This window comes from Romboutsia sp., assembly GCF_056995035.1.
In genome coordinates, this window is sequence record NZ_JBXKIW010000043.1 from 1 (window position 1) to 22804 (window position 22804).

22 protein-coding genes and 1 pseudogene are annotated in these 22804 nt (G+C 28.8%); 14 read left to right on the top strand and 9 right to left on the bottom strand.

What is annotated here, in order from left to right:
- Nucleotides 1-70: 70 nt before the first annotated feature.
- The 9 genes from AC11VW_RS05065 to dnaA form a co-directional block, all read right to left on the bottom strand.
- Nucleotides 71-388 (bottom strand): STAS domain-containing protein, encoded by a 318-nt coding sequence (locus AC11VW_RS05065; RefSeq protein ID WP_484300312.1) that lies wholly within the window; start codon nt 386-388, stop codon nt 71-73.
- A 25-nt stretch (nt 389-413) separates the two neighbouring features.
- Entirely contained in the window at nt 414-671 is a 258-nt protein-coding gene (locus AC11VW_RS05070; protein ID WP_484300313.1) for a DUF948 domain-containing protein, read from the bottom strand.
- Entirely contained in the window at nt 671-955 is a 285-nt protein-coding gene (locus AC11VW_RS05075) for a YtxH domain-containing protein (protein WP_484300314.1), read from the bottom strand. The genes AC11VW_RS05070 and AC11VW_RS05075 overlap by 1 nt, the downstream gene beginning before the upstream one ends.
- 67 nt (nt 956-1022) lie before the next feature.
- Nucleotides 1023-3449 carry a DNA gyrase subunit A gene (gene gyrA / locus AC11VW_RS05080; protein ID WP_484300315.1) on the bottom strand — a complete coding sequence of 809 codons (2427 nt, stop codon included), beginning with the start codon at nt 3447-3449 and terminating at the stop codon, nt 1023-1025.
- Between the two features lie 18 nt (nt 3450-3467).
- The gene (gene gyrB, locus AC11VW_RS05085; protein ID WP_484300316.1) at nt 3468-5369 is read right to left on the bottom strand and encodes a DNA topoisomerase (ATP-hydrolyzing) subunit B; all 1902 of its coding nucleotides are present in this window, start codon (nt 5367-5369) and stop codon (nt 3468-3470) included.
- Nucleotides 5370-6485, bottom strand: coding sequence for a DNA replication/repair protein RecF (gene recF, locus AC11VW_RS05090; protein WP_484300317.1), 1116 nt, complete (start codon nt 6483-6485; stop codon nt 5370-5372).
- Between the two features lie 15 nt (nt 6486-6500).
- Nucleotides 6501-6707: a S4 domain-containing protein YaaA gene (gene yaaA / locus AC11VW_RS05095; RefSeq protein WP_484300318.1), complete on the bottom strand. Its 207-nt coding sequence runs from the start codon at nt 6705-6707 to the stop codon at nt 6501-6503.
- Between the two features lie 157 nt (nt 6708-6864).
- Nucleotides 6865-7971 carry a DNA polymerase III subunit beta gene (dnaN, locus tag AC11VW_RS05100; RefSeq protein WP_484300319.1) on the bottom strand — a complete coding sequence of 369 codons (1107 nt, stop codon included), beginning with the start codon at nt 7969-7971 and terminating at the stop codon, nt 6865-6867.
- Between the two features lie 241 nt (nt 7972-8212).
- On the bottom strand, nt 8213-9532 hold the full coding sequence (gene dnaA / locus AC11VW_RS05105; RefSeq protein WP_484300320.1) for a chromosomal replication initiator protein DnaA: 1320 nt from the start codon (nt 9530-9532) through the stop codon (nt 8213-8215).
- A 675-nt stretch (nt 9533-10207) separates the two neighbouring features.
- Here dnaA and rpmH point away from each other — a divergent pair.
- The 14 genes and pseudogenes from rpmH to yedF all read left to right on the top strand — a co-directional run bounded on the left by rpmH (nt 10208) and on the right by yedF (nt 22756).
- On the top strand, nt 10208-10342 hold the full coding sequence (gene rpmH, locus AC11VW_RS05110) for a 50S ribosomal protein L34 (protein ID WP_026899768.1): 135 nt from the start codon (nt 10208-10210) through the stop codon (nt 10340-10342).
- A 79-nt stretch (nt 10343-10421) separates the two neighbouring features.
- Nucleotides 10422-10769 carry a ribonuclease P protein component gene (gene rnpA, locus AC11VW_RS05115; protein ID WP_484300321.1) on the top strand — a complete coding sequence of 116 codons (348 nt, stop codon included), beginning with the start codon at nt 10422-10424 and terminating at the stop codon, nt 10767-10769.
- A gap of 31 nt (nt 10770-10800) precedes the next feature.
- Nucleotides 10801-11052 carry a membrane protein insertion efficiency factor YidD gene (gene yidD, locus AC11VW_RS05120; protein ID WP_484300322.1) on the top strand — a complete coding sequence of 84 codons (252 nt, stop codon included), beginning with the start codon at nt 10801-10803 and terminating at the stop codon, nt 11050-11052.
- A gap of 30 nt (nt 11053-11082) precedes the next feature.
- Nucleotides 11083-11784 carry a YidC/Oxa1 family membrane protein insertase gene (locus AC11VW_RS05125; RefSeq protein WP_484300323.1) on the top strand — a complete coding sequence of 234 codons (702 nt, stop codon included), beginning with the start codon at nt 11083-11085 and terminating at the stop codon, nt 11782-11784.
- Nucleotides 11756-12391 (top strand): RNA-binding cell elongation regulator Jag/EloR, encoded by a 636-nt coding sequence (gene jag / locus AC11VW_RS05130; protein WP_484300324.1) that lies wholly within the window; start codon nt 11756-11758, stop codon nt 12389-12391. The genes AC11VW_RS05125 and jag overlap by 29 nt, the downstream gene beginning before the upstream one ends.
- Nucleotides 12392-12503: 112 nt before the next feature.
- The gene (gene mnmE, locus AC11VW_RS05135) at nt 12504-13883 is read left to right on the top strand and encodes a tRNA uridine-5-carboxymethylaminomethyl(34) synthesis GTPase MnmE (RefSeq protein ID WP_484300325.1); all 1380 of its coding nucleotides are present in this window, start codon (nt 12504-12506) and stop codon (nt 13881-13883) included.
- A gap of 138 nt (nt 13884-14021) precedes the next feature.
- A complete protein-coding gene (gene mnmG, locus AC11VW_RS05140) occupies nt 14022-15917 on the top strand; it encodes a tRNA uridine-5-carboxymethylaminomethyl(34) synthesis enzyme MnmG (protein ID WP_484300386.1) in 1896 nt (631 codons plus the stop codon).
- The gene (gene rsmG, locus AC11VW_RS05145; protein ID WP_484300326.1) at nt 15910-16629 is read left to right on the top strand and encodes a 16S rRNA (guanine(527)-N(7))-methyltransferase RsmG; all 720 of its coding nucleotides are present in this window, start codon (nt 15910-15912) and stop codon (nt 16627-16629) included. Before mnmG ends, rsmG begins: the two co-directional genes overlap by 8 nt.
- 187 nt (nt 16630-16816) lie before the next feature.
- A complete protein-coding gene (gene noc / locus AC11VW_RS05150) occupies nt 16817-17602 on the top strand; it encodes a nucleoid occlusion protein (RefSeq protein ID WP_484300327.1) in 786 nt (261 codons plus the stop codon).
- Nucleotides 17603-17658: 56 nt separating this feature from the next.
- Nucleotides 17659-18432 (top strand): ParA family protein, encoded by a 774-nt coding sequence (locus AC11VW_RS05155; RefSeq protein WP_484300328.1) that lies wholly within the window; start codon nt 17659-17661, stop codon nt 18430-18432.
- Nucleotide 18433: 1 nt separating this feature from the next.
- Nucleotides 18434-19315, top strand: coding sequence for a ParB/RepB/Spo0J family partition protein (locus AC11VW_RS05160; RefSeq protein ID WP_484300329.1), 882 nt, complete (start codon nt 18434-18436; stop codon nt 19313-19315).
- Nucleotides 19316-19336: 21 nt separating this feature from the next.
- Nucleotides 19337-20479 (top strand): annotated as a pseudogene (locus tag AC11VW_RS05165) (aminotransferase class V-fold PLP-dependent enzyme).
- A gap of 255 nt (nt 20480-20734) precedes the next feature.
- Nucleotides 20735-22027 (top strand): helix-turn-helix domain-containing protein, encoded by a 1293-nt coding sequence (locus tag AC11VW_RS05170; protein WP_484300330.1) that lies wholly within the window; start codon nt 20735-20737, stop codon nt 22025-22027.
- A gap of 138 nt (nt 22028-22165) precedes the next feature.
- Nucleotides 22166-22756 carry a sulfurtransferase-like selenium metabolism protein YedF gene (gene yedF, locus AC11VW_RS05175; protein WP_484300331.1) on the top strand — a complete coding sequence of 197 codons (591 nt, stop codon included), beginning with the start codon at nt 22166-22168 and terminating at the stop codon, nt 22754-22756.
- The last annotated feature ends 48 nt before the right edge of the window (nt 22757-22804 follow it).

Consider the following 22804-nt stretch of genomic DNA (forward strand, 5'->3'; position numbering starts at 1 on the left):
TTAATCTTATAATACCTACATAGTCAGGATTTGAAGTTATCTCCATTTTTATTGTTTCACAATTCAAAGTCTATCCCTCCACTTTAAATATTTTATCTAAACCTGTTATAGTAAAAATCTTTTTAACGTTGTTCTTAGGATTTATTATGTATATTTCTTTATCACTAATTTTTAATTTTTTTAAGACGCCTATCATAACACCTAAACCCGTTGAATCTATGTAGTCTAAATTAGTAACATTTATTTTCATATCTACTATTTTTTTTGTTACTAGAGTATGTAAATATTCCTTTAATTTATCCGCTGTTGAAACATCTAATTCACCTTCTAAAGAAATATCCCAAAAATTATTTTGAATATCTAACTTTGAATTTATGTTTATTGACATTTATAAACCTCCTTTAAGTATCCAATTATCTTTTTATAAATCTAAATATCTTTCTTATACTAGTAATTTTACTTATAACATCTACTATTTCATCTGTATTTCTTGTAATTGAAGTTATATTTTCTATAGTTTCATGTATGTGTCTTTCATTATAGTCAACTATTTTATAAGCTTTTTCAACAACTTTAGTTGCACTGTGTAATAATTTACTTATGTATATTGCTACAATCAATGCTGATGCGCCTAATAAAATCGCCCCTATTTGCCATCCCACTGCATCCATTAATTATTATCCCCTTCTTCATCAAAACTTTTACTTATGACTATTTCATCTTCGCATATATTTATATCTTCATCTATAAAATTATCATCTATCATGTTATTTATCTTTTCTTTAACCCCATCAAATGTTTCTTGTAGAACTTCTTTTGGATTTTCCTTAACTTCTTCTATTTTATCTTTAGCTTCTCTTCTTAACTCAGAACCTTTTTTTGGCGCAAGGAATAAACCAGCTATGAATCCTAAAAATGCACCTAGCAATAGATATTTACCTTTTTTCTTACTCATAATATATTCTCCTCTCCTATACAATTTTTTCCTGTATTAAATTATAGAAAAAGAATAGGATATAATCCTATTCTTCTTCTATATTTATTTTAGCAATAGAAACCACATTAACTTCATCGTTAGTTTTCATTAACTTAACTCCACTTGTTACTCTTCCAAATAATGATATTTCATTGACTCTTAATCTGATAAGAACTCCATCTGAGTTTATTATCATCATTTCATCATCTTCATTTACCATCTCTGCCCCAACAATTTGTCCTGTCTTCTCAGCTATATTGTAAGTTTTTATACCTTTTCCAGCTCTAATTTGGCTTCTGTATTCTCCTATATCTGTTCTTTTACCGAATCCATTTTCACTAACTACTAATACTTCTGTACCTTCATCACATAGACCCATAGATACCACTTTATCTGAATTTGATAAACTTATACCTTTTACACCCATAGCTGTTCTACCCATATGTCTTATATCATTTTCATCGAATTTTATAGACATACCACCTTGAGTTACTAAAAGAACTTCTTTACTTCCATCTGTTACTTTAACATCTATAAGCTCATCATCTTCTCTTAATCCTATAGCTATTAACCCAGATTTGTTTATATTTTTAAATTCTTCACGCTTAGTTTTCTTAACTATACCGTTTCTAGTCGCTAATAATAAGTATTGATCTGCATCATTATCATCTATTGCTATTAATGTTGCTATCTTCTCATTAGGTCCTAATTGAAGTAAGTTTACTATAGCTGTTCCCTTAGCTTGTCTCTTTCCTTCAGGTATTTCATAAGCATTTAATCTAAATACTCTACCTTTGTTAGTGAAGAATAATACCCTACTATGAGTTGTTGTTGTTACAAGGTGTTTAACGAAGTCTTCTTCTCTAGTTGTAAGAGCAGATATACCTCTTCCACCTCTATTTTGACTCTTATAAGTATCTGATGGTACTCTCTTTATATATCCAAAATGAGTAAGAGTTATAGCTATCTCTTCAACTTCAATAAGGTCTCTTTCGTCTATTTCACCTTCAGCATGTCTTATCTCAGTTCTTCTCTCATCCGAATAATTTTCTTTTATTATTCTCATTTCTTCTTTTATTACATTTAGAAGTAATACTTCGTCAGCTAATATCTCTCTTAATTTAGTGATTTTCTTCATTAATTCTTGATATTCAGCTTCTATCTTGTCTCTTTCTAAACCTGTAAGCCTTTGAAGTTTCATATCAAGTATAGCTTGAGCTTGTATATCACTTAATTTAAACTGTTCAATTAATCCAGTCTTAGCTTCTATGGCAGTCTTAGACCCTCTTATTAACCTTATAACTGCATCTATACTATCTAAAGCTATTTTTAAACCTTCTAATATATGTGCTCTAGCCTCAGCTTTATTTAATTCAAATTTAGTTCTTCTAGTGACAACATCTTTTTGATGTTTTACATAGTAGTATAACATTTGCTTAAGATTTAATACTTTTGGCTGACCATCAACTAATGCAAGCATTATTATACTGAATGTATCTTCCATTTGAGAATGTTTATAAAGATTATTTAATACTATATTAGCATTAACATCTCTCTTAAGTTCTATAACTATTCTCATACCATTTCTATTACTTTCATCTCTTAAATCAGAGATTCCTTCTAATTTCTTATCTTTAACTAAATCAGCTATTTTCTCTACTAACCTAGCCTTATTTACTTGGTAAGGTATTTCTGTAACTATTATTTGTTGTCTACCCTTTGGTAGTTCTTCTATATAAGCTCTAGCTCTAACTTTTACCTTACCTCTACCAGTGCTATATGCATTCGCTATATTTTCTTTCCCCATTATTATTGCTGAAGTAGGAAAATCTGGACCTTTTATAAATTGCGTTAAATCTTCAATTGCGCAATCTTCATTATCTATTAAATGTATAGTAGCATCTATAACTTCTGCTAAGTTATGAGGAGGTATACTTGTTGCCATACCAACTGCTATACCATTAGATCCATTTACTAATAAGTTTGGATATCTTGCTGGTAACACTGATGGTTCTTTTAAAGATTCATCAAAGTTAGGTGTATAATCAACTGTTTCTTTATCTATATCTCTTAATAATTCAAGAGATAATTTACTCATTCTAGCTTCTGTATAACGCATTGCGGCTGGTGAATCACCATCTACAGAACCAAAGTTACCATGCCCATCAACTAAAAGCCCTCTAGTTGAGAAATCTTGTGCCATTCTTACCATTGCTAAGTAAACGGCACTATCTCCATGTGGATGGTACTTACCTAAAACGTCCCCGACAATACGGGCAGACTTTCTATAAGGTTTATCTGGAGTTAAATTTAACTCACTCATTGAATATAGTATTCTTCTATGAACTGGCTTAAGACCATCTCTTACATCCGGAAGAGCACGTCCAGCTATAACACTCATAGCATAATCCATATACGATTTTTTCATCTCATCCGCTATTTCAATAGGGACTATTCTATTATTTTCTTCCATTGATACTCATCCCCTTTCCTATATATCTAAGTTCTTAACATATACTGCATTTTCTTCTATAAACTCTTTTCTTGGAGCAACTTTATCACCCATAAGCATTGAGAATATCTCATCTGCTATTACTGCATCTTCTACTGATACTTGTAATAATGTTCTTGTTTCAGGATTCATTGTAGTATCCCATAATTGCTCTGCATTCATCTCTCCAAGACCTTTGTATCTTTGAAGCTCTACACCTGTTCTACCTATTTCATCTAATAAATTGTTTAATTCTTTATCTGAGTAGACATAATGTTCTTTCTTTTGTTTTTTAACTTTGTATAATGGTGGCTGTGCTATATAAACATATCCATTATCTATAAGTGGTCTCATATATCTAAATAATAATGTTAAAAGTAATGTTCTTATATGAGCTCCATCGACATCGGCATCGGTCATTATAACAATTTTATGATATCTTGCTTTTTCTAAATCAAAATCATTACCAACACCACAACCATATGCAGTTATCATGTTTTTTATTTCTTCTGACGATAATATTTTATCTAATCTAGATTTCTCTACATTAAGTATTTTACCCTTTAATGGTAATATTGCTTGTGAATGTCTATCTCTACCTTGTTTAGCAGATCCACCGGCAGAATCCCCTTCGACTAAGAATATTTCACTCTTAGAAGGATCTTTCTCAGCACAGTCTGCTAATTTCCCTGGTAATGATGTACTTTCTAGTATACTCTTTCTTCTAGTTAATTCTCTCGCTCTTTTAGCAGCTTCTCTTGCCCTTTGAGCTCTAAGACCTTTTTCAACTATTATTCTAGCTGTAGTTGGATTTTCTTCTAAAAATCCTCCTAGTTCTTCAACTGTTACACTATCAACTATTGCTCTCATTTCTGTATTACCTAATTTAGTCTTCGTTTGACCCTCGAATTGAGGCTCTGGAAGCTTAACTGATACTACAGCAGTAAGACCTTCTCTTATATCTTCACCTATTAAGTTAGGCTCGCTCTCTTTTAATAATTTATTTCTTTTTGCATATTCATTTATTGTTTTCGTAATAGCTGTTTTAAATCCAGCTAAGTGAGTTCCACCTTCATGAGTACTTATATTATTTGCGAAAGAATATATGTTCTCTGTATATCCATCAGTATATTGCATAGCTAACTCAACTACACAATCTTTAACTGTTTTATCTATATAAACTATATCATCATGTATACCTGTTCTAGTCTTATTTAAATACTTAACATATTCAATTAATCCACCTGTATAACAGAATTCTTTTCTTTTAGCACTTTCTTCTCTCTTATCTTCAAATACGATTTTTATTCCTTTATTTAAGAAAGATAATTCTCTAAGTCTATGCTCTAAAGTTTCATATTTGAATTCTACTTCTTCAAATATTGTTTCATCAGGCATAAAGTTTGTTACTGTTCCTGTATGCTTAGATTCTCCTACCACTTCAAGTTCTGATGTAGGTATTCCTTTTTCGTAAGTTTGTCTGTATACCTTACCATTTCTAGAAATTTCTGCAACTAACCACTTAGATAATGCATTAACTACAGAAACCCCAACTCCATGAAGACCTCCAGATACCTTGTATCCTCCTCCACCGAATTTTCCTCCTGCATGAAGAACTGTTAAAACTGTTTCTAGAGTTGATCTTCCAGTCTGGGGATGTACCTCTACTGGTATACCTCTACCATTATCTCTTACTAAAATACTTCCATCTTCGTTTATAGATACATATATATCTGAACAATATCCTTGTAAAGCCTCATCTATACTATTATCTACTACCTCATAAACTAAGTGGTGTAAACCTCTAGGACCTGTTGAACCTATATACATACCAGGTCTTTTTCTAACTGCTTCTAATCCTTCTAGTACTTGTATCTGACTTGCACCGTATTCTTGTTTCATCTAGTTCCCTCCATTCTCTATGTTAATAACGCATCCTTGATTAATATTAAAAATAGTAGTATTACTTTTATCAAATATATTTTTATGTGAAACTTCAGCTGTAGTTATAAACATTTGAACTACACTTAAGTTATCTACCAATAGCTTTTGCCTTGTTTCGTCTAATTCACTAAACACGTCATCTAAAATTAAAATTGGATATTCACCAATTTCATTATTTATTAATTCTATTTCTGATAGTTTTAAAGAAATTGAAGCTGTCCTTTGCTGACCTTGAGATCCATATAATCTTACATCTAAATCATTTATGAAAATATTTAGGTCATCTTTATGTAATCCATACTTAGTCGTCCTAGTTTCTATATCATGTGCTCTATTTGATGTAAGTTTATCCAAAAACTTATTATACACAGTAGCTACGGTATCTTCACCACATATATCAATTTGATTTTTATATGTAATTAATAAATTTTCAATGCCGTCAGTTAATTTTTCATGCATATTTCTAGATATATCAGCTATTTTTTTTATAAAATCTCTTCTTAGCACATAAATATAGCTTCCATATTGAGCTAAGCTTTCATCATAAACATCTAATAAAGCTTTATCTATATATTTACTCTTTAATAGCTGGTTTCGCTGAAATAATATTTTATTATAACTTGTAAGATAGCTATAATATTTCGGCATAATTTGACTTATTTCCTTGTCAATAAATGACCTACGTTCTTTTGGTCCTTCTTTAACAAGTCTTAAGTCTTCAGGTGAAAATATTACAACATTTATGTTTCCAAGTAATTCTTGGATTTTTTGGATATGAATTTTATTTACTTTTATACCTTTTTTATTCTTGCCAATTGCTATCTCTATTAGACCATTTGTATGTTGTTTTGAATAACTTCCTCCAACATACAAATTTTCACTTTCAAACTTTACAATCTCCTTGTCTTTATTCGTTCTAAATGATTTTCCAAAAGAAAGCATATATATAGATTCTACTATATTAGTCTTTCCTTGACCATTTTTTCCTACAAGAAGATTGACTTTTTTATTAAATTCAAGATGTAAATTATCATAATTTCTAAAATTGATTAACTGTAAACTATTTAGTCGCATAAAAGGGTCTCCTTTTTACACTACTTTTATTTTATTTTCCTCAACTTCTACTATATCTTGAGGTCTTAATTTTTTACCTCTTCTTATTTCTACTTCACCGTTTACTTTAACTAAACCTTCTAATATTAAGAATTTAGCATGTCCACCAGTTGAAGCAATATCTGCTAACTTAAGAAATTGGTCTAACTTTATATATTCTGAATCTATACTTATCTCTATCATAATTAATTCCTCCTATCTATTGTTTTACTTATTTTTACACTACTACGCTAAAAATATATTATATCACAAAAATAGTTACAAAGGATGTGTCAAAAAAAAGAGAGTGTTTTGTAGAATGATTTGATTAATCATTTTATGACACTCCCCTTTGTGTATATTATATATTTGATGATATTCTTACTGGAAGTAATAAGTATGTATACTTAACTCCATCAGCAGGTTTTATTATACATGGATTTACATTTGTCGTAAATTCTATGAATATTTCTTCGCTATCAATATTTTTTAATCCTTCTAAGAAATATCTTGAGTTAAAAGCTATATCTAAATAATCACCTTCTAACTCTAAAGCGACTTCTTCATATACATTTCCTTTGTCTGTATTAGAAGTTATAGCCATAACATTATCCCTTATTGATAATTTTATTAAATTATTCTTTTCTGATTGAGATAATAGTGATGCTCTCTCAATACTGTTCAAAAGGTTTTTAGTATTTAATTTTACTTTTGAATTATGCTCTCTTGGAAGTAATTTTTTATAATCAATAAATTCACCTTCTAAAAGTCTTGTTATGATTTTTGTATCGTGTATGATAAATATTGCATTCTTTTCGTCAAATCCTACTTTAACATCTTCTTCTGATGATAATAAACTATTTACATCAGTTAATGCTTTACCAGGTATTATAAATTTTGCATTATTTATCATATTATCGACTTTGCAACTTCTTACAGCTAATCTATATCCATCTATTGCAACTAAGCTTATATTCCCATCAACTATTTCTAAAAGCTCACCCATTAACACAGGCTTTGTTTGATCTTGAGATATGGCAAATACAGTTTGCTTTATCATATTTTTTAGCAAGTCTTGAGGTATGCTGTATAAATCCTCTTTATTTACTTCTGGTAACTTAGGAAATTCTTTTGCAGAATCACCTTTTATTTTAAATCTAGAATTAACACAATTTATATAAACATTATTTTCATCATCTGTTTCTATTTCAACAAATGAATCTGGTAATTTTCTAATTATATCCCCAAAAAGTCTAGCATTTACAACTATTTCTCCTTCTTGAATTACTTCTGCTTGTGTATAAGTTTCTATTCCTATCTCTAAATCATATCCAGTTAATTTTAACTGATCGTCTTTTGCTGATAATAGTATGCCTTTTAAAAGTTCTAATGTTGTTTTTCCATTAATAGCTTTTTGAGAAATTCCTATTTTATTAGCTAGAATTTTTTGATTACAAATTATCTTCATTGTGGATAACCTCCTTGTGGCATTTATATATAAAAATAACTAAAAATAATAGTAGTAATAGTAGTAGGTGTTGTTGATAATGTGTATAAGTATGTCAAACAGAATAACTGCAAAGATATCAACATGTGTATAGAGTGTTAATATCTTTGTTAGTTTAAATCTAACATTTTGTGCATAAAATTAGACGCAAAAAAATATCCACATTATATCAACACCATATCCACAGACAATTGTTTATAAATTATCCCTTTAAATCTGATATTATTTTATCTATTTTAATCTTAATTTCTTCGTTTGCTTGAATATCTTTAATAATCTTATCGTGCGCATGGATAACTGTTGTATGATCACGTCCCCCAAATTCGTATCCTATCTTAGGAAGAGATAAATCTGTAAGTTCACGAGATAAATACATTGCAATTTGTCTTGGATAAGATATTGATCTAGTTCTTTTCTTAGAGTTGAAATCTTCCATTTTCAAATCGAATACAGAAGCTATTTTTTCTTTTATTCTATTTACTGTGATTTCTTCATTTTTAGAAGTAGTAATAATATCTTTTAATGCTTCTATAGCAAGCTCAAAAGATATTGTTCTATTAGTAAGAGAAGAGTAAGCGATTACTCTAGTAAGTGCACCTTCTAATTCTCTTATATTAGATTTTATATTTTTAGCAATATAAGTAGTTACCTCATTAGATACATCAATATTTTCTATTTGAGCTTTTTTTCTAAGTATTGCTATTCTAGTTTCAAAGTCGGGAGCTTGAATATCAGTTATAAGACCCATCTCAAATCTAGATCTCAATCTATCTTCTAGGGTAGGTATTTCTTTTGGTGGTCTATCACTAGAAATTATTATTTGCTTATTTGCCTCATGTAATGAATTGAAGGTATGGAAAAATTCTTCTTGCGTTCTCTCTTTTCCAGCTATAAATTGAATATCATCTATCAGAAGTATATCTACATTTCTATACTTATTTCTAAATTCTTCATTTCGATCATCTTTTATAGAATTTATAAGTTCATTTGTAAATTTTTCTGAAGAAACATAAACAACTTTAGGATCCTTTTTTTGAGTCATTATATGATGTCCTATTGCATGCATTAAGTGTGTTTTTCCTAATCCTACGCCCCCATATAAGAAAAGAGGATTGTATGCTTTTGCAGGTGATTCAGCAACTGCAACACATGCAGCATGAGCAAATCTATTACTGTTACCTATTACGAAGGTATCAAAAGTATATTTAGGATTTAGATTAGGATAATTCTTTTTTGATGTAGAAGATCTATTTTCTTCACCTAATCCCTCTACATCTTTTTCACTTAAAACAAATTTAACATTATATTTTTTTAATGATAGCTGATTTACAGAGCTTTCGATTAGAGTTAAGTATCTATCTTCTAAAATACCTTTAGTAAAATCATTAGGTACTAAAAGTATTAGTTCACTCATGTATACTTTTAGAGGTACTATTTGCTTAAAAAAAGCATTAAAACTAGGTGGAGATAATTCTCCTTTTATTAATTGTAGTGTTTTGTCCCATAAAGAAACTATATCCATAATATAAACCTCCGAACCGAATAATTAACATTTTCCACAAAGTTATTAACAAAAAAGGCAAAAAAATATAAGTATTTTATTTAATAACTAAAACTATGGATAATCATGTGGATAAAATACTAATAACATAAATCATGCATAAAGACTAAAAAGATATAAACAATATGTATATAAAGTTATAAATAGTATCAATATATAATAAATGTAGTTTATAACTAAAGTATTGTCTTTATACTTAGAAGTTATACACATTTGTATCCACAGCTTGTGTATAACGTTAATAAGTTGATATTTTTTATGAACATTATCAACAAGTATATTAATAATATCAGAATAAATGTCAAACTTCAAGATTTAATCCTTAATTTATCCACAATATTCAACACCTGTTGATAAATTAATACACAATAGTAATATCAATCATTTGTAAATAAACAACAAGATTAAAAGAAAAGACATAATGTTAATAAATTTAACTATACTGGTTTATATCAATAGATGTATAATTTATAAAATATATAGAACTTTATATAGAAGTAATTTTGTTGTTTGTCCTGTCCAAAAACACGTTGACAACAAATATAAAAGGATTTATAATTGTATGTGTTATGTTTACTTTGAGGGTAAAGTTATTATTTTTATAAACGGAAAAAAATCTGAAAGGCGGTGCAATAGATGAAAAGAACTTATCAGCCAAAGAAAAGACAAAGAAGTAAAGAACATGGTTTCAGAAAGAGAATGAAAACGTCTAACGGAAGAAACGTGTTAAGAAGAAGAAGAGCTAAAGGAAGAAATAGATTAACTCATTAATAATTAAAAAAGGCCGCTGCGAAAGTGGCCTTTTTGTTTAGAAACTATAATTATTAGCTGTGTTTACGGAGGGTTTAAGATGGACTTTAACAGAACGAAAGGCTTGAAAAAAGACTCTGATTTTAGAAAAGTATATAAACACGGCAAATCTTTTGCAAATAGACATTTAGTAATGTATATACTGGATAATAAATCGGAATCTACTAAAGTAGGAATTTCAGTTTCTAAAAAGGTAGGCAAAGCTATTACTAGAAATAAAGTAAGAAGAAGAATAAAAGAAGCTTATAGATTAAATGTCGATGAAAACGTTAAAATTGGATATGATATAGTTTTTATAGCAAGAGTTGCTAGTAATCAAGCAGAGTACAAAGACATCGAAAAATCTATAAATCATTTAATAAAAAAAGCAAATATTAAATTAACGTAAAATTAAGTATTTGAACCTGGAGGGCTTCACTTTGGAAAAAATAAAATTTATATTAAAGGAAATAAATAAGCATTTGGCGAAATTATGTATTTGTTTAGTTAAATTCTATCGAAAATTTATATCTCCTTTAAAAGGACCCACCTGTAGATTTTATCCAACATGTTCACAATACTCAATAGATGCATTTAGTAAATACGGATTGCTAAAAGGTATGTATTTAACAATAAAACGAGTATCAAAGTGTCACCCTTTTCATCCAGGCGGCTATGATCCCCTAAAATAAAAATACAATATACTCTAGGAGGTATAATCATTGAACATTATAAATGGTTTATTAGGCAGTGTCCTAAAAACAATAGTTGAATTCGTTCAAAACTATGGACTTTCAATCATATTATTTACAGTTTTTGTAAAGGTACTGTTATTACCACTTACAATAAAACAAACAAAATCAACAAAGGCAATGCAAGATATACAGCCTAAATTACAAGAAATTCAAGAGAAGTATAAGAGTAAGCCAGAAAAACAACAACAAGAAATAATGAATTTATATAAAGAAGCTAAAGTCAATCCAGTAGCAGGATGTTTACCATTATTAATACAAATGCCAATATTATTTGGATTATATAATGTATTAAGAAATCCAGTTCATTGGGGAGTTTTTGCAGACCAAGCTGCTTTACAAAATGCAGATATGGTATTTTTATGGGTAAAGAGTTTAAATAAGCCAGATTATATATTAGCTATAATATCAGGGGTAACTACATTTGTAATGCAAATGTTAATGATGCCAAAGGATCAACAACAAGGTTCTATGAAGACTATGACATATGTAATGTCTGCAATGATGTTATATTGGGGGTTCAAGTTCCCAGCTGGTCTTACATTATATTGGACAGCAGGTAACTTATTCTCTATAGCTCAACACTACTTAGTAATGAATCCTTTAAAAGCTAAACTGGCTAATTCTAAGGAGGAAGTAATAAATGAGAGCAAACCTAGAAATAAGAAGTAAAAGTAAAGAAGATGCTATAAATAAAGCAATAGCTCAACTTAATGTAACTTTAGAAGAGTTAGAAATTGAAGTTTTAGAACATCCTACCAAAGGGTTCTTAGGGTTTATAGGGGCAAAAGAAGGTATATACAAATTTACAGTTATTGAAACAGAATTAACAGAACTAGAAATAGCAAAGAATTTTGTAGAAAATATACTTAGAAACTCTAATATAGACTCTAAAATAAATGTTAATCAAGATAACAATTTAATCAAGGTAAACATAGAAGGTAAAGATGCAGCGAGTTTAATTGGTAGAAGAGGAGAAACTCTAGATTCTATACAATTTTTAACTGGACTAGCACTTAACAAAATAAATAAAGATTCTCATATGAGAGTACTTGTAGATATAGAAAACTATAGATCTAAAAGAGAAGAATCTTTAATAAGATATGCAAATAAAGTAGCTAGAGAAGTAGCTAAGACTAGAAAAACTAAAAGATTAGATTATATGAATCCTTATGAAAGAAGAATAGTTCATTCTGCTCTTCAAAATGATAAATATGTGAATACATACAGTGAAGGAACTGATCCTTACAGAAGATTGGTAATAGAGTATAAAAGATAAAACTTAACCTCCTATATAATAGGGGGTTTTATTTTTGTCATTTATTTTATATAATGTTAGGATTAAGGAAAGAATTAAAAGTAGCGAAATTAAATAATAAGAGGTGATACACGTGTTTATAGATGATACTATAGCAGCGATTGCAACAGCACCCGGTGAAGGTGGTATAGGTATAATAAGAATCAGTGGAGAAAAATCACTTGAAGTTGCAGAAAAAGTGTTTAAATCTATGTCTGGAAAACCTATAAAAGAATATAAACAAAGAACGTTAATATATGGAAATGTAGTAGACAGTGATAATGTTATAGATGAAGTTTTACTAGCTTATATGAAAGGACCAAATTCATATACAACTGAAGATATTATAGAAATAAATTGTCACGGTGGATTTATTTCTGTAAAGAAAATATTAGAACTTATATTATCAAAAGATGTAAGATTAGCAGATCCAGGTGAGTTTACAAAAAGAGCATTCTTAAATGGCAGAATAGATTTATCTCAAGCAGAAGCTATAATAGATGTAATAAAAGCTAAAACTGATATGGCTCATGAAGTAGCACAAAACCAATTAGAAGGATCTTTATCTAATAAAATAAAAGAGCTAAGAATGAACGTTACAGAAGTATTAGCTCATTTAGAGGTTGCAATAGATTTCTCAGAAGAGGATATAGAAGAAATAACATATCAAACTCTTAGTGAAAAAGCTGAAGGTCTTAGAACTGAAATTAAAAAATTATATGATACAGCTGAAAGTGGCAAAATACTTAGAGATGGATTAAAAACAGTTATAGTAGGTAAGCCAAATGTAGGTAAGTCATCATTATTAAACTCTATATTAGGAGAAAATAGAGCCATAGTTACAGATATACCAGGTACTACTAGAGATATAATTGAAGAATTTGTAAATATAAAGGGAATACCTCTTAAAATAGTAGATACAGCAGGTATAAGAGAGACTGAAGATGTAGTTGAAAAAATAGGAGTAGAAAAATCTAAAGAGTCATTCAATAGTGCAGATTTAGTTATAATGGTTCTAGATTCATCAAGAAAGCTTTCTGATGAAGATATGGATATACTGAAAAAACTAGAAAATAAAAAGACTATTGTACTGTTAAATAAGGCAGACTTAGAACAAAAAATAGAAGAAGATAAGTTAAATCAATATGTTGATAGTGCTAGCATAATAAAAATATCAGCATTACAACATAAAGGAATAGAAGAATTACATGATAAAATAGAGTCTATGGTTTATAAGGGAAGTGTTAAAAATACGTCTAGCGTAGTAATAACAAATTCTAGACATAAAGATGCATTACTAAGAGCATATGAATCTATTAATGATGCTATAAAAGCTATTGATCAAAATCTTCCATATGACTTTATAGAAGTGGATTTCAAAAACATATGGGATTACCTTGGATATATAAACGGAGATACTGTAAAAGAAGACTTATTAGATACTATATTCAGTAATTTCTGTATAGGTAAATAATATAAGTATAATATATAAAAATTTAAAATAAAAATTATATAAATATAAGTGTATGTACTAATAAGCTAATTATAGTATAGATACTTACTTATATATGTTTTGCGTGAAACATTAATGTTTAACAGAAAGGATACAGACATGATAAATTTCGAAGCAGGGAAATATGATGTAATAGTAGTTGGAGCAGGACATACTGGATGTGAAGCTGCTTTAGCAACCGCAAGAATGGGACAGAAGACATTAGTAGTAACAATGTCTTTAGACTCTATTGGATTAATGCCATGTAACCCATCAGTAGGGGGTACAGGAAAAGGTCAACTAGTAAAAGAAATAGATGCACTAGGTGGCCAAATGGGTATAAATGCTGATAAGACATTTATACAAAGTAGAATGTTAAATACTGCAAAAGGACCAGCAGTACATTCATTGAGAGCACAAGCGGATAAGTATAAATACCACACTGAAATGAAAAAAACTTTAGAAAATCAACCTAATTTAGAGATAGTTATGGATGAAGTTATTGATATATTACATGAGGATAATGTAGTTAAAGGTGTAGTAACAAAATTAGGATGTAAATATGAAGCTAAAGCAGTTATATTATCAACAGGAGTTTATTTAAACTCTAAAATATATATAGGAGAAATATCATTCTACGAAGGTCCAAATGCATTAGGATATGCAAAACATTTAACTGAAGGATTAGTTAAATTAGGATTAAACATGAGAAGATTTAAAACGGGTACTCCAGCTAGAATTCATAGTGATAGCATAGATTTCTCTGTAATGGATATCCAAGAAGGTGATGAAAAAATAACTCCATTTTCTTTCTTAAGTGATAATTTAAACATAAAGCAAGAACCATGTTATTTAACAAGAACGAATTTGAAAACACATGAGATAATAGTGAACAATTTGAATAGATCAGCAATGTATAGCGGAAAAGTAGAAAGTACAGGAGCTAGATATTGTCCTTCAATAGAAGATAAAGTAGTGAGATTCAATGATAAAGAATCACACCAAATATTTATAGAACCAGAGGGTTTAAATACAAAAGAAATGTATATCCAAGGTATATCAACGAGTTTACCGTATGAAGTCCAATTACAAATGTATAAAAGTGTACCTGGTCTTGAGAATGCAAAGATAATGAGACCAGCATATGCTATAGAATATGATTGTATAGATCCAACTCAATTAAAGATAACACTTGAAGTAAAGGGTGTCGAAAACCTATTTAGTGCGGGTCAATTTAATGGAACATCAGGTTATGAAGAAGCTGCATCACAAGGTCTTATAGCTGGAATAAATGCAGCTCTTAAGATACAAGGTAAAGAGCCTTTTATACTTGATAGATCAGAAGCTTATATAGGTGTTTTAATAGATGACCTAATCACTAAAGGAACTAATGAACCATATAGAATGATGACATCTAGATCAGAATATAGATTATATCTAAGACAAGATAATGCAGATATGAGACTTACTGAAAGAGGTCATGAAATAGGATTAGTTAAAGAAGACAGATATCAAAGATTCTTAAATAAGAAAGAAGAAGTAGCAAAAGAAATCGAAAGATTAAAAACTAAAAGAGTAACTCCTAAAGAGGTAAATCACCTTTTAACTGAAATGGGAGCATCAGAAATAAAAGTTGGAATATCTTTATATGAATTCCTAAAGCGTCCAGAGGTTACGTATAGTTTAATAGAAGCTGTAGGAAAAGGTGCTGGAGAAGAGGTATCTGATGAAGTAAGAGAACAATGTGTAATAATGACAAAGTATGAAGGATATATAGATAAACAATTAAAACAAATAGATCAATTTAAAAAACTTGAAAATAAAAAACTGTCGGAAGAAATAGATTACTTATCGATAGAGGGATTAAGAATAGAAGCGAGACAAAAACTTAATGATATAAAACCAATATCTATAGGTCAGGCATCTCGTATATCAGGGGTTTCACCTGCTGACACTTCAGTACTTCTTATCTATTTAGAACAAATGAGAAGAACTAGAGGTGGGAAAAATGAATAATAGAGATATATTAAAAAAAGGTCTTGAAGATTTAGGTATAACAGCAAGTGATAAAATTCTAAATGATTTTAGAATTTACAGGGAAATATTAGTCGACTGGAATCAAAAAATGAATCTTACTGGAATAGAAGATGAAAAAGAAGTGTATATAAAACACTTCTTAGATTCGGTTTCATCAGTAAAAAATAACTATATAAAAGATGGAATATCGATAATAGATGTTGGTACTGGAGCAGGTTTCCCGGGGCTTCCTTTAAGAATATGTTTAGAAAATATAGAATTAACACTTTTAGATTCTTTAAATAAAAGAATAAACTTCTTACAAGAAGTAAGTGATAGCTTAGAATTAGATAATATAGAGTTTATACATGGAAGAGCAGAAGATTTTGGGAAATTAGAAGAATATAGAGAACAGTATGATGTAGCTACTGCAAGAGCAGTTGCAGGGTTACCTATATTAATGGAATTTTGCGTACCTTTTGTAAAAGTTGGGGGATATTTTATTTGTTTAAAAGGACCCAATGCAAATTTAGAGTTAGAAGAATCTAAAGCAGCTATGGAAGTTTTAGGGATAGAATTAATAGAGAAGATAGATATAGAACTTCCTGAAACAGATTTAGATCATAATATATTAGTATTCAAAAAAGTAAGAAGTACCCCAGAGAAATATCCAAGAAAAGCGGGTAAAGCAGCAAAAAGCCCTATAAAATAAAATGTATTTTTGTATAAAATATATTATTTTTTAAGAAATAACTAAAAATATACTAAAAATAAAACAAAATAGAAGGATTATATAAGTATATGAAGAAATATTATACTCATATGTATCTAATGTAGTATTAATTTGTAAGTAGTTAATGAAATTCAAATATATTTATATCTAATGAGAGAGGGATGTTATGGAAGATAAAAGAGTTATGGAGATACCTATAGAAAATATAGTTCCAAATCCATATCAACCAAGAAAAGTATTTTCACAGTCAGCACTAGAAGAACTAAGTAAATCTATAAAAACTTATGGAATACTTCAGCCAATAACAGTTAGAGTTAAAGATGATAAATATGAATTAATTGCAGGGGAGAGAAGATTACGAGCTGCTAAGTTAGCAAATCTTCAAGTTGTCCCAGCTATTATAAATAACATGTCGGATGAATCTTCTGCTGTACTAGCGTTGTTAGAAAATCTACAAAGAGAAGATTTAAACTTCATAGAAGAAGCAATGGGGTATGAAAATCTAATAAAAGAACACGAGTTTACTCAACAACAATTAGCTGAAAAGTTAGGTAAGAATCAATCGACTATAGCTAATAAACTTAGAATATTAAGATTACCAAATGAAATAAAAATAAACTTGGTAGAAAAGGATTTGACAGAAAGACATGCTAGAGCGCTTCTTAAATTACCTAATGAAGAACTAATGAGAGAGGTCTTGGATAAAGTAATAAAAAATGAGCTAACTGTAAAAAAAACAGAAAAGTTGATAAAGGATATATTAGAAGAATTACAAGATACTCAAGAACCAGAAAAAAAACAGAATATAAAAAGTGCTATGGCTATAAGGATATACTTAAATACCATGAAGCAAGCATTTGATGCAATAATAGGAACAGGAATTGAAGCTAAATATAACGAAGTAGATAAAGGCGATTATATGGAAGTTGTTGTAAAGATTCCTAAAAAATAAAAAGGTTACTGCTTCGCAGTAATCTTTTTTTAAAAGACACAAAAGGGGGAAATCATGTGAGCAAAGTGATAGCTGTGTTCAATCAAAAGGGTGGAGTAGGAAAAACTACTACAAATGTAAATTTAAGTGCAAGTATAGGTAAGATAGGAAAAAAGGTATTAGTTTTAGATTTAGATCCACAAGGAAATACGACAAGTGGATATGGAATAGATAAAAGTAGTGTAGAGAGTACAATATACGAAGTTATGCTAGATGGACTAGATATTAAAGAGGCTATAATTAATACAGAATTTGAGAATATAGATATAATTGCAGCAGCTACAGAATTATCGGGAGCTGAAATAGAGCTTACAAGTATGGAAAATAGAGAGTTTATATTAAAAAATGCAATAGAAAGTATAAGAGAAGAATATGATTACATATTTATAGATTGTCCTCCATCATTAGGAATGCTAACTATAAATTCTCTGACAGCAGTTGATAGTGTTTTAATACCAATACAATGCGAATATTATGCATTAGAAGGTGTTAGTCAACTTATGGAGACCATCAAACTAGTTAAATCTAAGCTTAATCCGAATTTAGACATACAAGGTGTTGTACTTAGTATGTTTGATGGAAGGGCTAATTTATCAATTCAGGTAGTGGAAGAAGTTAAGAAATACTTTAAAGGCAGTGTATATACAACATTAATACCAAGAAATGTTAGATTGGCAGAAGCTCCTAGTCATGGTAAACCAGCGATTTACTATGATACTAAATGTAAAGGGACAGAGGCATATATGGACTTAGCAGAGGAGTTTATAGATTTAGAGGAGGATATAATATAATATGGAAAAAAAAGTACCAAAGAGAACTAATAGATTAGGAAGAGGGCTAAGTGCATTAATACCTGATGTAAAAGATGATATAGATAGCAAAGAAATAGTAAGCATAGACTTAAGCAAAGTGTATCCAAATGATACTCAACCAAGAAAAGTATTTGATGAAGAAAAGATAAAAACATTAAGTGCATCTATAAAACATTATGGCGTATTACAACCTATAGTAGTTAAACCTGATGAAAACGGAAAATATATGATAATTGCAGGGGAAAGAAGATATAGAGCATCAAAAATGGCAGAACAAAAAGATATCCCTGCAGTTATAAAAGATATCCCTATGAAAGATATAATGGAGATAGCTCTTATAGAAAACTTACAGAGGGAAGATTTAAATTCTATAGAAGAGGCAATAGCATATAGAAGTTTAATACAACATTATGAAGTTACACAAGAAGAGATATCAGAAGCAGTTGGAAGAAGTAGACCACATATAACTAATACGATTAGATTATTAAATTTAGGCAAAGAAGTTATAGAAAAGATAGAGAGTGGTTACTTAACTGCAGGACATGGTAAAGCACTACTTAGAGTTGCAGACCAAGAAGTTCAGTTAGAGTTAGCTAACAAAGTTATTGAAGAAGAATTATCAGTTAGAGAAACAGAAAGATTAGCTAAGAAGATATTTGAAAGCAAGACAGATGAAACTGGTAATGAAATAAGCAAAAAAGATAAAGATATATTTATTATTGATGTAGAAGATAAGTTGAGAAATATTTTTGGAACAAAAGTAATTATATCAAAAGGAAAGAAAAAAGGAAAAATAGAAATAGAATATTATAATGAAGATGATTTAAACAATATAGTATCTATGCTTCTTGAAGAGAATTAAAACAAAGAAAGGAAATTTTATATGATTTACTTAGACAATGCTGCCACTACATATCCAAAACCTGAAAAAGTATACGATGCTATTATGGATTGTATGAAGAATTACTGCGCTAATCCAGGTAGAGCAGGGCATAAACTGGCTATGAGAGCAGCAAGAGAAATATATGACGCAAGAGAAAATATAGCAAAGTTATTCAATGTAGATAATCCAATGAATATAGTGTTTACAAACAATGCTACGGATTCATTAAATTTAGCTATTAAAGGTGTGGTCAAAAGGGGAGACCATATAATAACTACAAGTATGGAACATAACTCTGTAATAAGACCTATAAAAGCATTAGAAAAGCATGGCATTGAAAATACTATAGTTCAATGCAGCAAAGAGGGATTTTTAAATATTGAAGAGTTACAAAATGCTATAAAACCAAACACGAAATTAATTGTAACAACGCATGCCTCAAATGTAGTTGGTACATTAGTAGATATAAAGCAGGTTGGAGAGCTTGCAAAAGAACATAATATACTATATTTAGTTGATGCATCTCAAACAGCAGGAGTATATGATATAAATGTAGTAGATATAAATGTAGATATGATAGCTGCACCAGGACATAAGTGTTTACTAGGTCCACAAGGAACAGGAATCCTATATATAAGAGATGGACTAAATGTTGATATTTTAAAAGAAGGTGGTACTGGAAGCAAGTCTGAAGACTTATTCCAACCAGAATTATTGCCTGATAAATATGAAGCAGGAACTCATAACACTCCTGGAATTGTAGGATTAAATGAAGGTATAAAATTTATCCTAGAATAGGGAATAGATAATATAAGAGCCCATGAGGAAGAACTGTGTAAATATATGTTAGAGAAACTTGAAGAAGTACCTAATATAATTATTTATGGTACCAAAGACAGTAAAAAAAGAGCAGCAGTAATATCAATAAATATTGGAAATATGGACTCAGGAGAAATAACATTTTTACTAGATAGTGAATATCAAATAGCTACTAGATCAGGACTACATTGCTCACCTTTAGCACATCAGACTTTAGGGACTTTAGAACAAGGAGTAGTTAGATTTAGTTTAGGATATTTTAATACTAAAACTGAAATAGATGAAGCTATAAAAGCATTAAAGGAGATATCTAATAATAATTAACAGTAAATAGAAATAAGATTTAAGTAGTTTGAATGCTATTTAAGTCTTATTTTTGTTTTTGAAAATAAGACTTAAATTTATAATATAAATTATGAAATTATTTATAAGATATTAATATTATTAAAAAAATAATCTTAAAAGGATAATAAAATTTACATGAATACCTAAAATACTACAAAATACATAGTGTTTTTAATATAAATATAAGTTATAATCATAGTATAAGAAAATGGTTTCATAAGGGGGGAGCGTAGTATGGATATTCTGAGTTTAGGAGAGAAGATAAAAAAATTAAGAAAAGAAAAGAATATGACATTAAAGGAACTAGCAGGAGATAGAATTACTGCAGCTCAAATAAGTCACATTGAAAGAGATAAATCTCACACTAGCTATGAATTACTAGATTACTTGTCACAAAAACTAGAGGTAAGTACAGATTATTTATTAGAAACAAAAGAAATGCAGTCTAAAAAGATAACGGATAATCTTATACTGCAAAGTGAAATCTTTATTAAAGCTAATGAATTAGAGGAAGCAGAACAATTAATAAATCAAGTATTACAAATATGTAAAGAATATAAATTAATACATAATTATGGGAAATGTAATTTTTTATTAGGAAGTATAAATTTAAAAAGAGAAAATTACAACCTTGTAGTTGGTAATTTTGAAAAAGCATTATACTTTTTTATAAAGAATAATGATAAAGAAAATATATTTAAATGTTATTTAAATATAGGTAAGATATATGTTAAAGAAGGCTTTTATAAAGGAGCTATAAGTCATTTTGATTTTGCAGAAGAAGTATTGTTAGAAAGTCAAATTGAAGATATGGACATACATAAAGAATTATATAGTAATATGGCTTATTGTCATATAAAATTAGGTCAGTCTGATAAATCTCTAGAGTATATAGAGAAGATAAATAAAATAGATTTACAAAATAATGTACAAGAAGAAGTAGATATGATAGTTTTAAAAGCAAATAACCTTTTAAACATAGGTAATTATGATAAGGCTAAAGAGTATTTCAAAAAAGCATTAGAATTACTAGAAGCAGAGGAAAATAAAACAGGAATAGCAAACGTTTATTTAACTATATGTGATATATATAAAGATTTAGGAGATACAGAAAAAGTCTTAGAATATTCACATAAAGCTTATGATATAAAAAAGAATGATGAAGACGAATGTGCTATGAACAGTTTATATAATATAGTAAATGCTTATATACAAGCAAAAGATTTTGATTTAGCTAGGAACTACTGTAAGATGGCATTAGCATTTTCAATAAAATCTAGAAATAAATTTAATGAATATAGAGCATTAAAATTATATTCAGATATGTATAGAATTCAAAATGAAAATGCATTAGCTATAGAATATTTATCTAAGTGTACTAAGATAATATCAGAGTTAGGTGATGACAAGACTTTAGCCAATCTATATATAGATTTAGGACAATTATACTCTAGTGTATCGAAAGATAAAGAATTAGAATACTACCAAAAGGGAGTATCTATGTATAAAACTTTAGAAATAATATAACAAAAAACTCCTTTAAGGAGTTTTTTTGTTATATTATCTCTAAAGTTAATCTATAGATATATAGAAAAAATCTATAACAGATAAAAATAGATGTATGATAGAATAAATTTGAATAAGTATAAGGAGATGATGATATAAATGTTAATAGAGATAGATGCAAGAGGTTTAGCATGTCCTAAGCCAGTTGTAAATACAAAAAAAGAATTAGACAAGTTAGAAAAGGGTATAGTAATAGTTACCGTTGATAATTCGATAGCTAAAGAAAATATATTAAAGTTATCAAGTTCTTCAAACTGTGAAACTAAGATAATAAAAGATGAAAAAGATTTAATTGTAATAGAGATAAAAAAGGGAGAAAATGTTATAATAGAAAGTAAAAAAAATAATGAATTAGAGAATAAATGTATCTTTATATCTTCAGATAAAATGGGAGAAGGAAATGATGAATTAGGAGATGTGCTTATAAAAGGATTTATATACACATTAACAGAAGCTAAACCTTATCCAAAATACATAGTTTTTGTTAATTCAGGGGTTAAACTCACTGCACAAAACAAAGCAACTATAGAAAATCTTAAAATACTTGAGGAATCGGGTGTTGAAGTATTATCTTGTGGTACATGTCTAGATTACTATGGATTAAAAGAAACACTACAAGTTGGCTGTATTACTAATATGTATAACATAGTGGATATAATGAAAAATACATCACAAACTATATCTATATAAATAATGAATTAAGGCTACATATCGACTATGTAGCCTTACTTTAATAAA

What these genes read in the sequence shown, in the direction of transcription:
- AC11VW_RS05065 (WP_484300312.1), bottom strand. Translation starts at nt 388, where the DNA reads ATGTCAATAAACATAAATTCAAAGTTAGATATTCAAAATAATTTTTGG.
- recF (WP_484300317.1), bottom strand. Translation starts at nt 6,485, where the DNA reads ATGCGACTAAATAGTTTACAGTTAATCAATTTTAGAAATTATGATAAT.
- yedF (WP_484300331.1), top strand. Translation starts at nt 22,166, where the DNA reads ATGTTAATAGAGATAGATGCAAGAGGTTTAGCATGTCCTAAGCCAGTT.
- AC11VW_RS05160 (WP_484300329.1), top strand. Translation starts at nt 18,434, where the DNA reads ATGGAAAAAAAAGTACCAAAGAGAACTAATAGATTAGGAAGAGGGCTA.
- noc (WP_484300327.1), top strand. Translation starts at nt 16,817, where the DNA reads ATGGAAGATAAAAGAGTTATGGAGATACCTATAGAAAATATAGTTCCA.
- AC11VW_RS05170 (WP_484300330.1), top strand. Translation starts at nt 20,735, where the DNA reads ATGGATATTCTGAGTTTAGGAGAGAAGATAAAAAAATTAAGAAAAGAA.
- rnpA (WP_484300321.1), top strand. Translation starts at nt 10,422, where the DNA reads ATGGACTTTAACAGAACGAAAGGCTTGAAAAAAGACTCTGATTTTAGA.
- AC11VW_RS05070 (WP_484300313.1), bottom strand. Translation starts at nt 671, where the DNA reads ATGGATGCAGTGGGATGGCAAATAGGGGCGATTTTATTAGGCGCATCA.
- rpmH (WP_026899768.1), top strand. Translation starts at nt 10,208, where the DNA reads ATGAAAAGAACTTATCAGCCAAAGAAAAGACAAAGAAGTAAAGAACAT.
- gyrA (WP_484300315.1), bottom strand. Translation starts at nt 3,449, where the DNA reads ATGGAAGAAAATAATAGAATAGTCCCTATTGAAATAGCGGATGAGATG.
- mnmG (WP_484300386.1), top strand. Translation starts at nt 14,022, where the DNA reads ATGATAAATTTCGAAGCAGGGAAATATGATGTAATAGTAGTTGGAGCA.
- gyrB (WP_484300316.1), bottom strand. Translation starts at nt 5,369, where the DNA reads ATGAAACAAGAATACGGTGCAAGTCAGATACAAGTACTAGAAGGATTA.
- dnaN (WP_484300319.1), bottom strand. Translation starts at nt 7,971, where the DNA reads ATGAAGATAATTTGTAATCAAAAAATTCTAGCTAATAAAATAGGAATT.
- AC11VW_RS05075 (WP_484300314.1), bottom strand. Translation starts at nt 955, where the DNA reads ATGAGTAAGAAAAAAGGTAAATATCTATTGCTAGGTGCATTTTTAGGA.
- jag (WP_484300324.1), top strand. Translation starts at nt 11,756, where the DNA reads ATGAGAGCAAACCTAGAAATAAGAAGTAAAAGTAAAGAAGATGCTATA.
- rsmG (WP_484300326.1), top strand. Translation starts at nt 15,910, where the DNA reads ATGAATAATAGAGATATATTAAAAAAAGGTCTTGAAGATTTAGGTATA.
- yaaA (WP_484300318.1), bottom strand. Translation starts at nt 6,707, where the DNA reads ATGATAGAGATAAGTATAGATTCAGAATATATAAAGTTAGACCAATTT.
- dnaA (WP_484300320.1), bottom strand. Translation starts at nt 9,532, where the DNA reads ATGGATATAGTTTCTTTATGGGACAAAACACTACAATTAATAAAAGGA.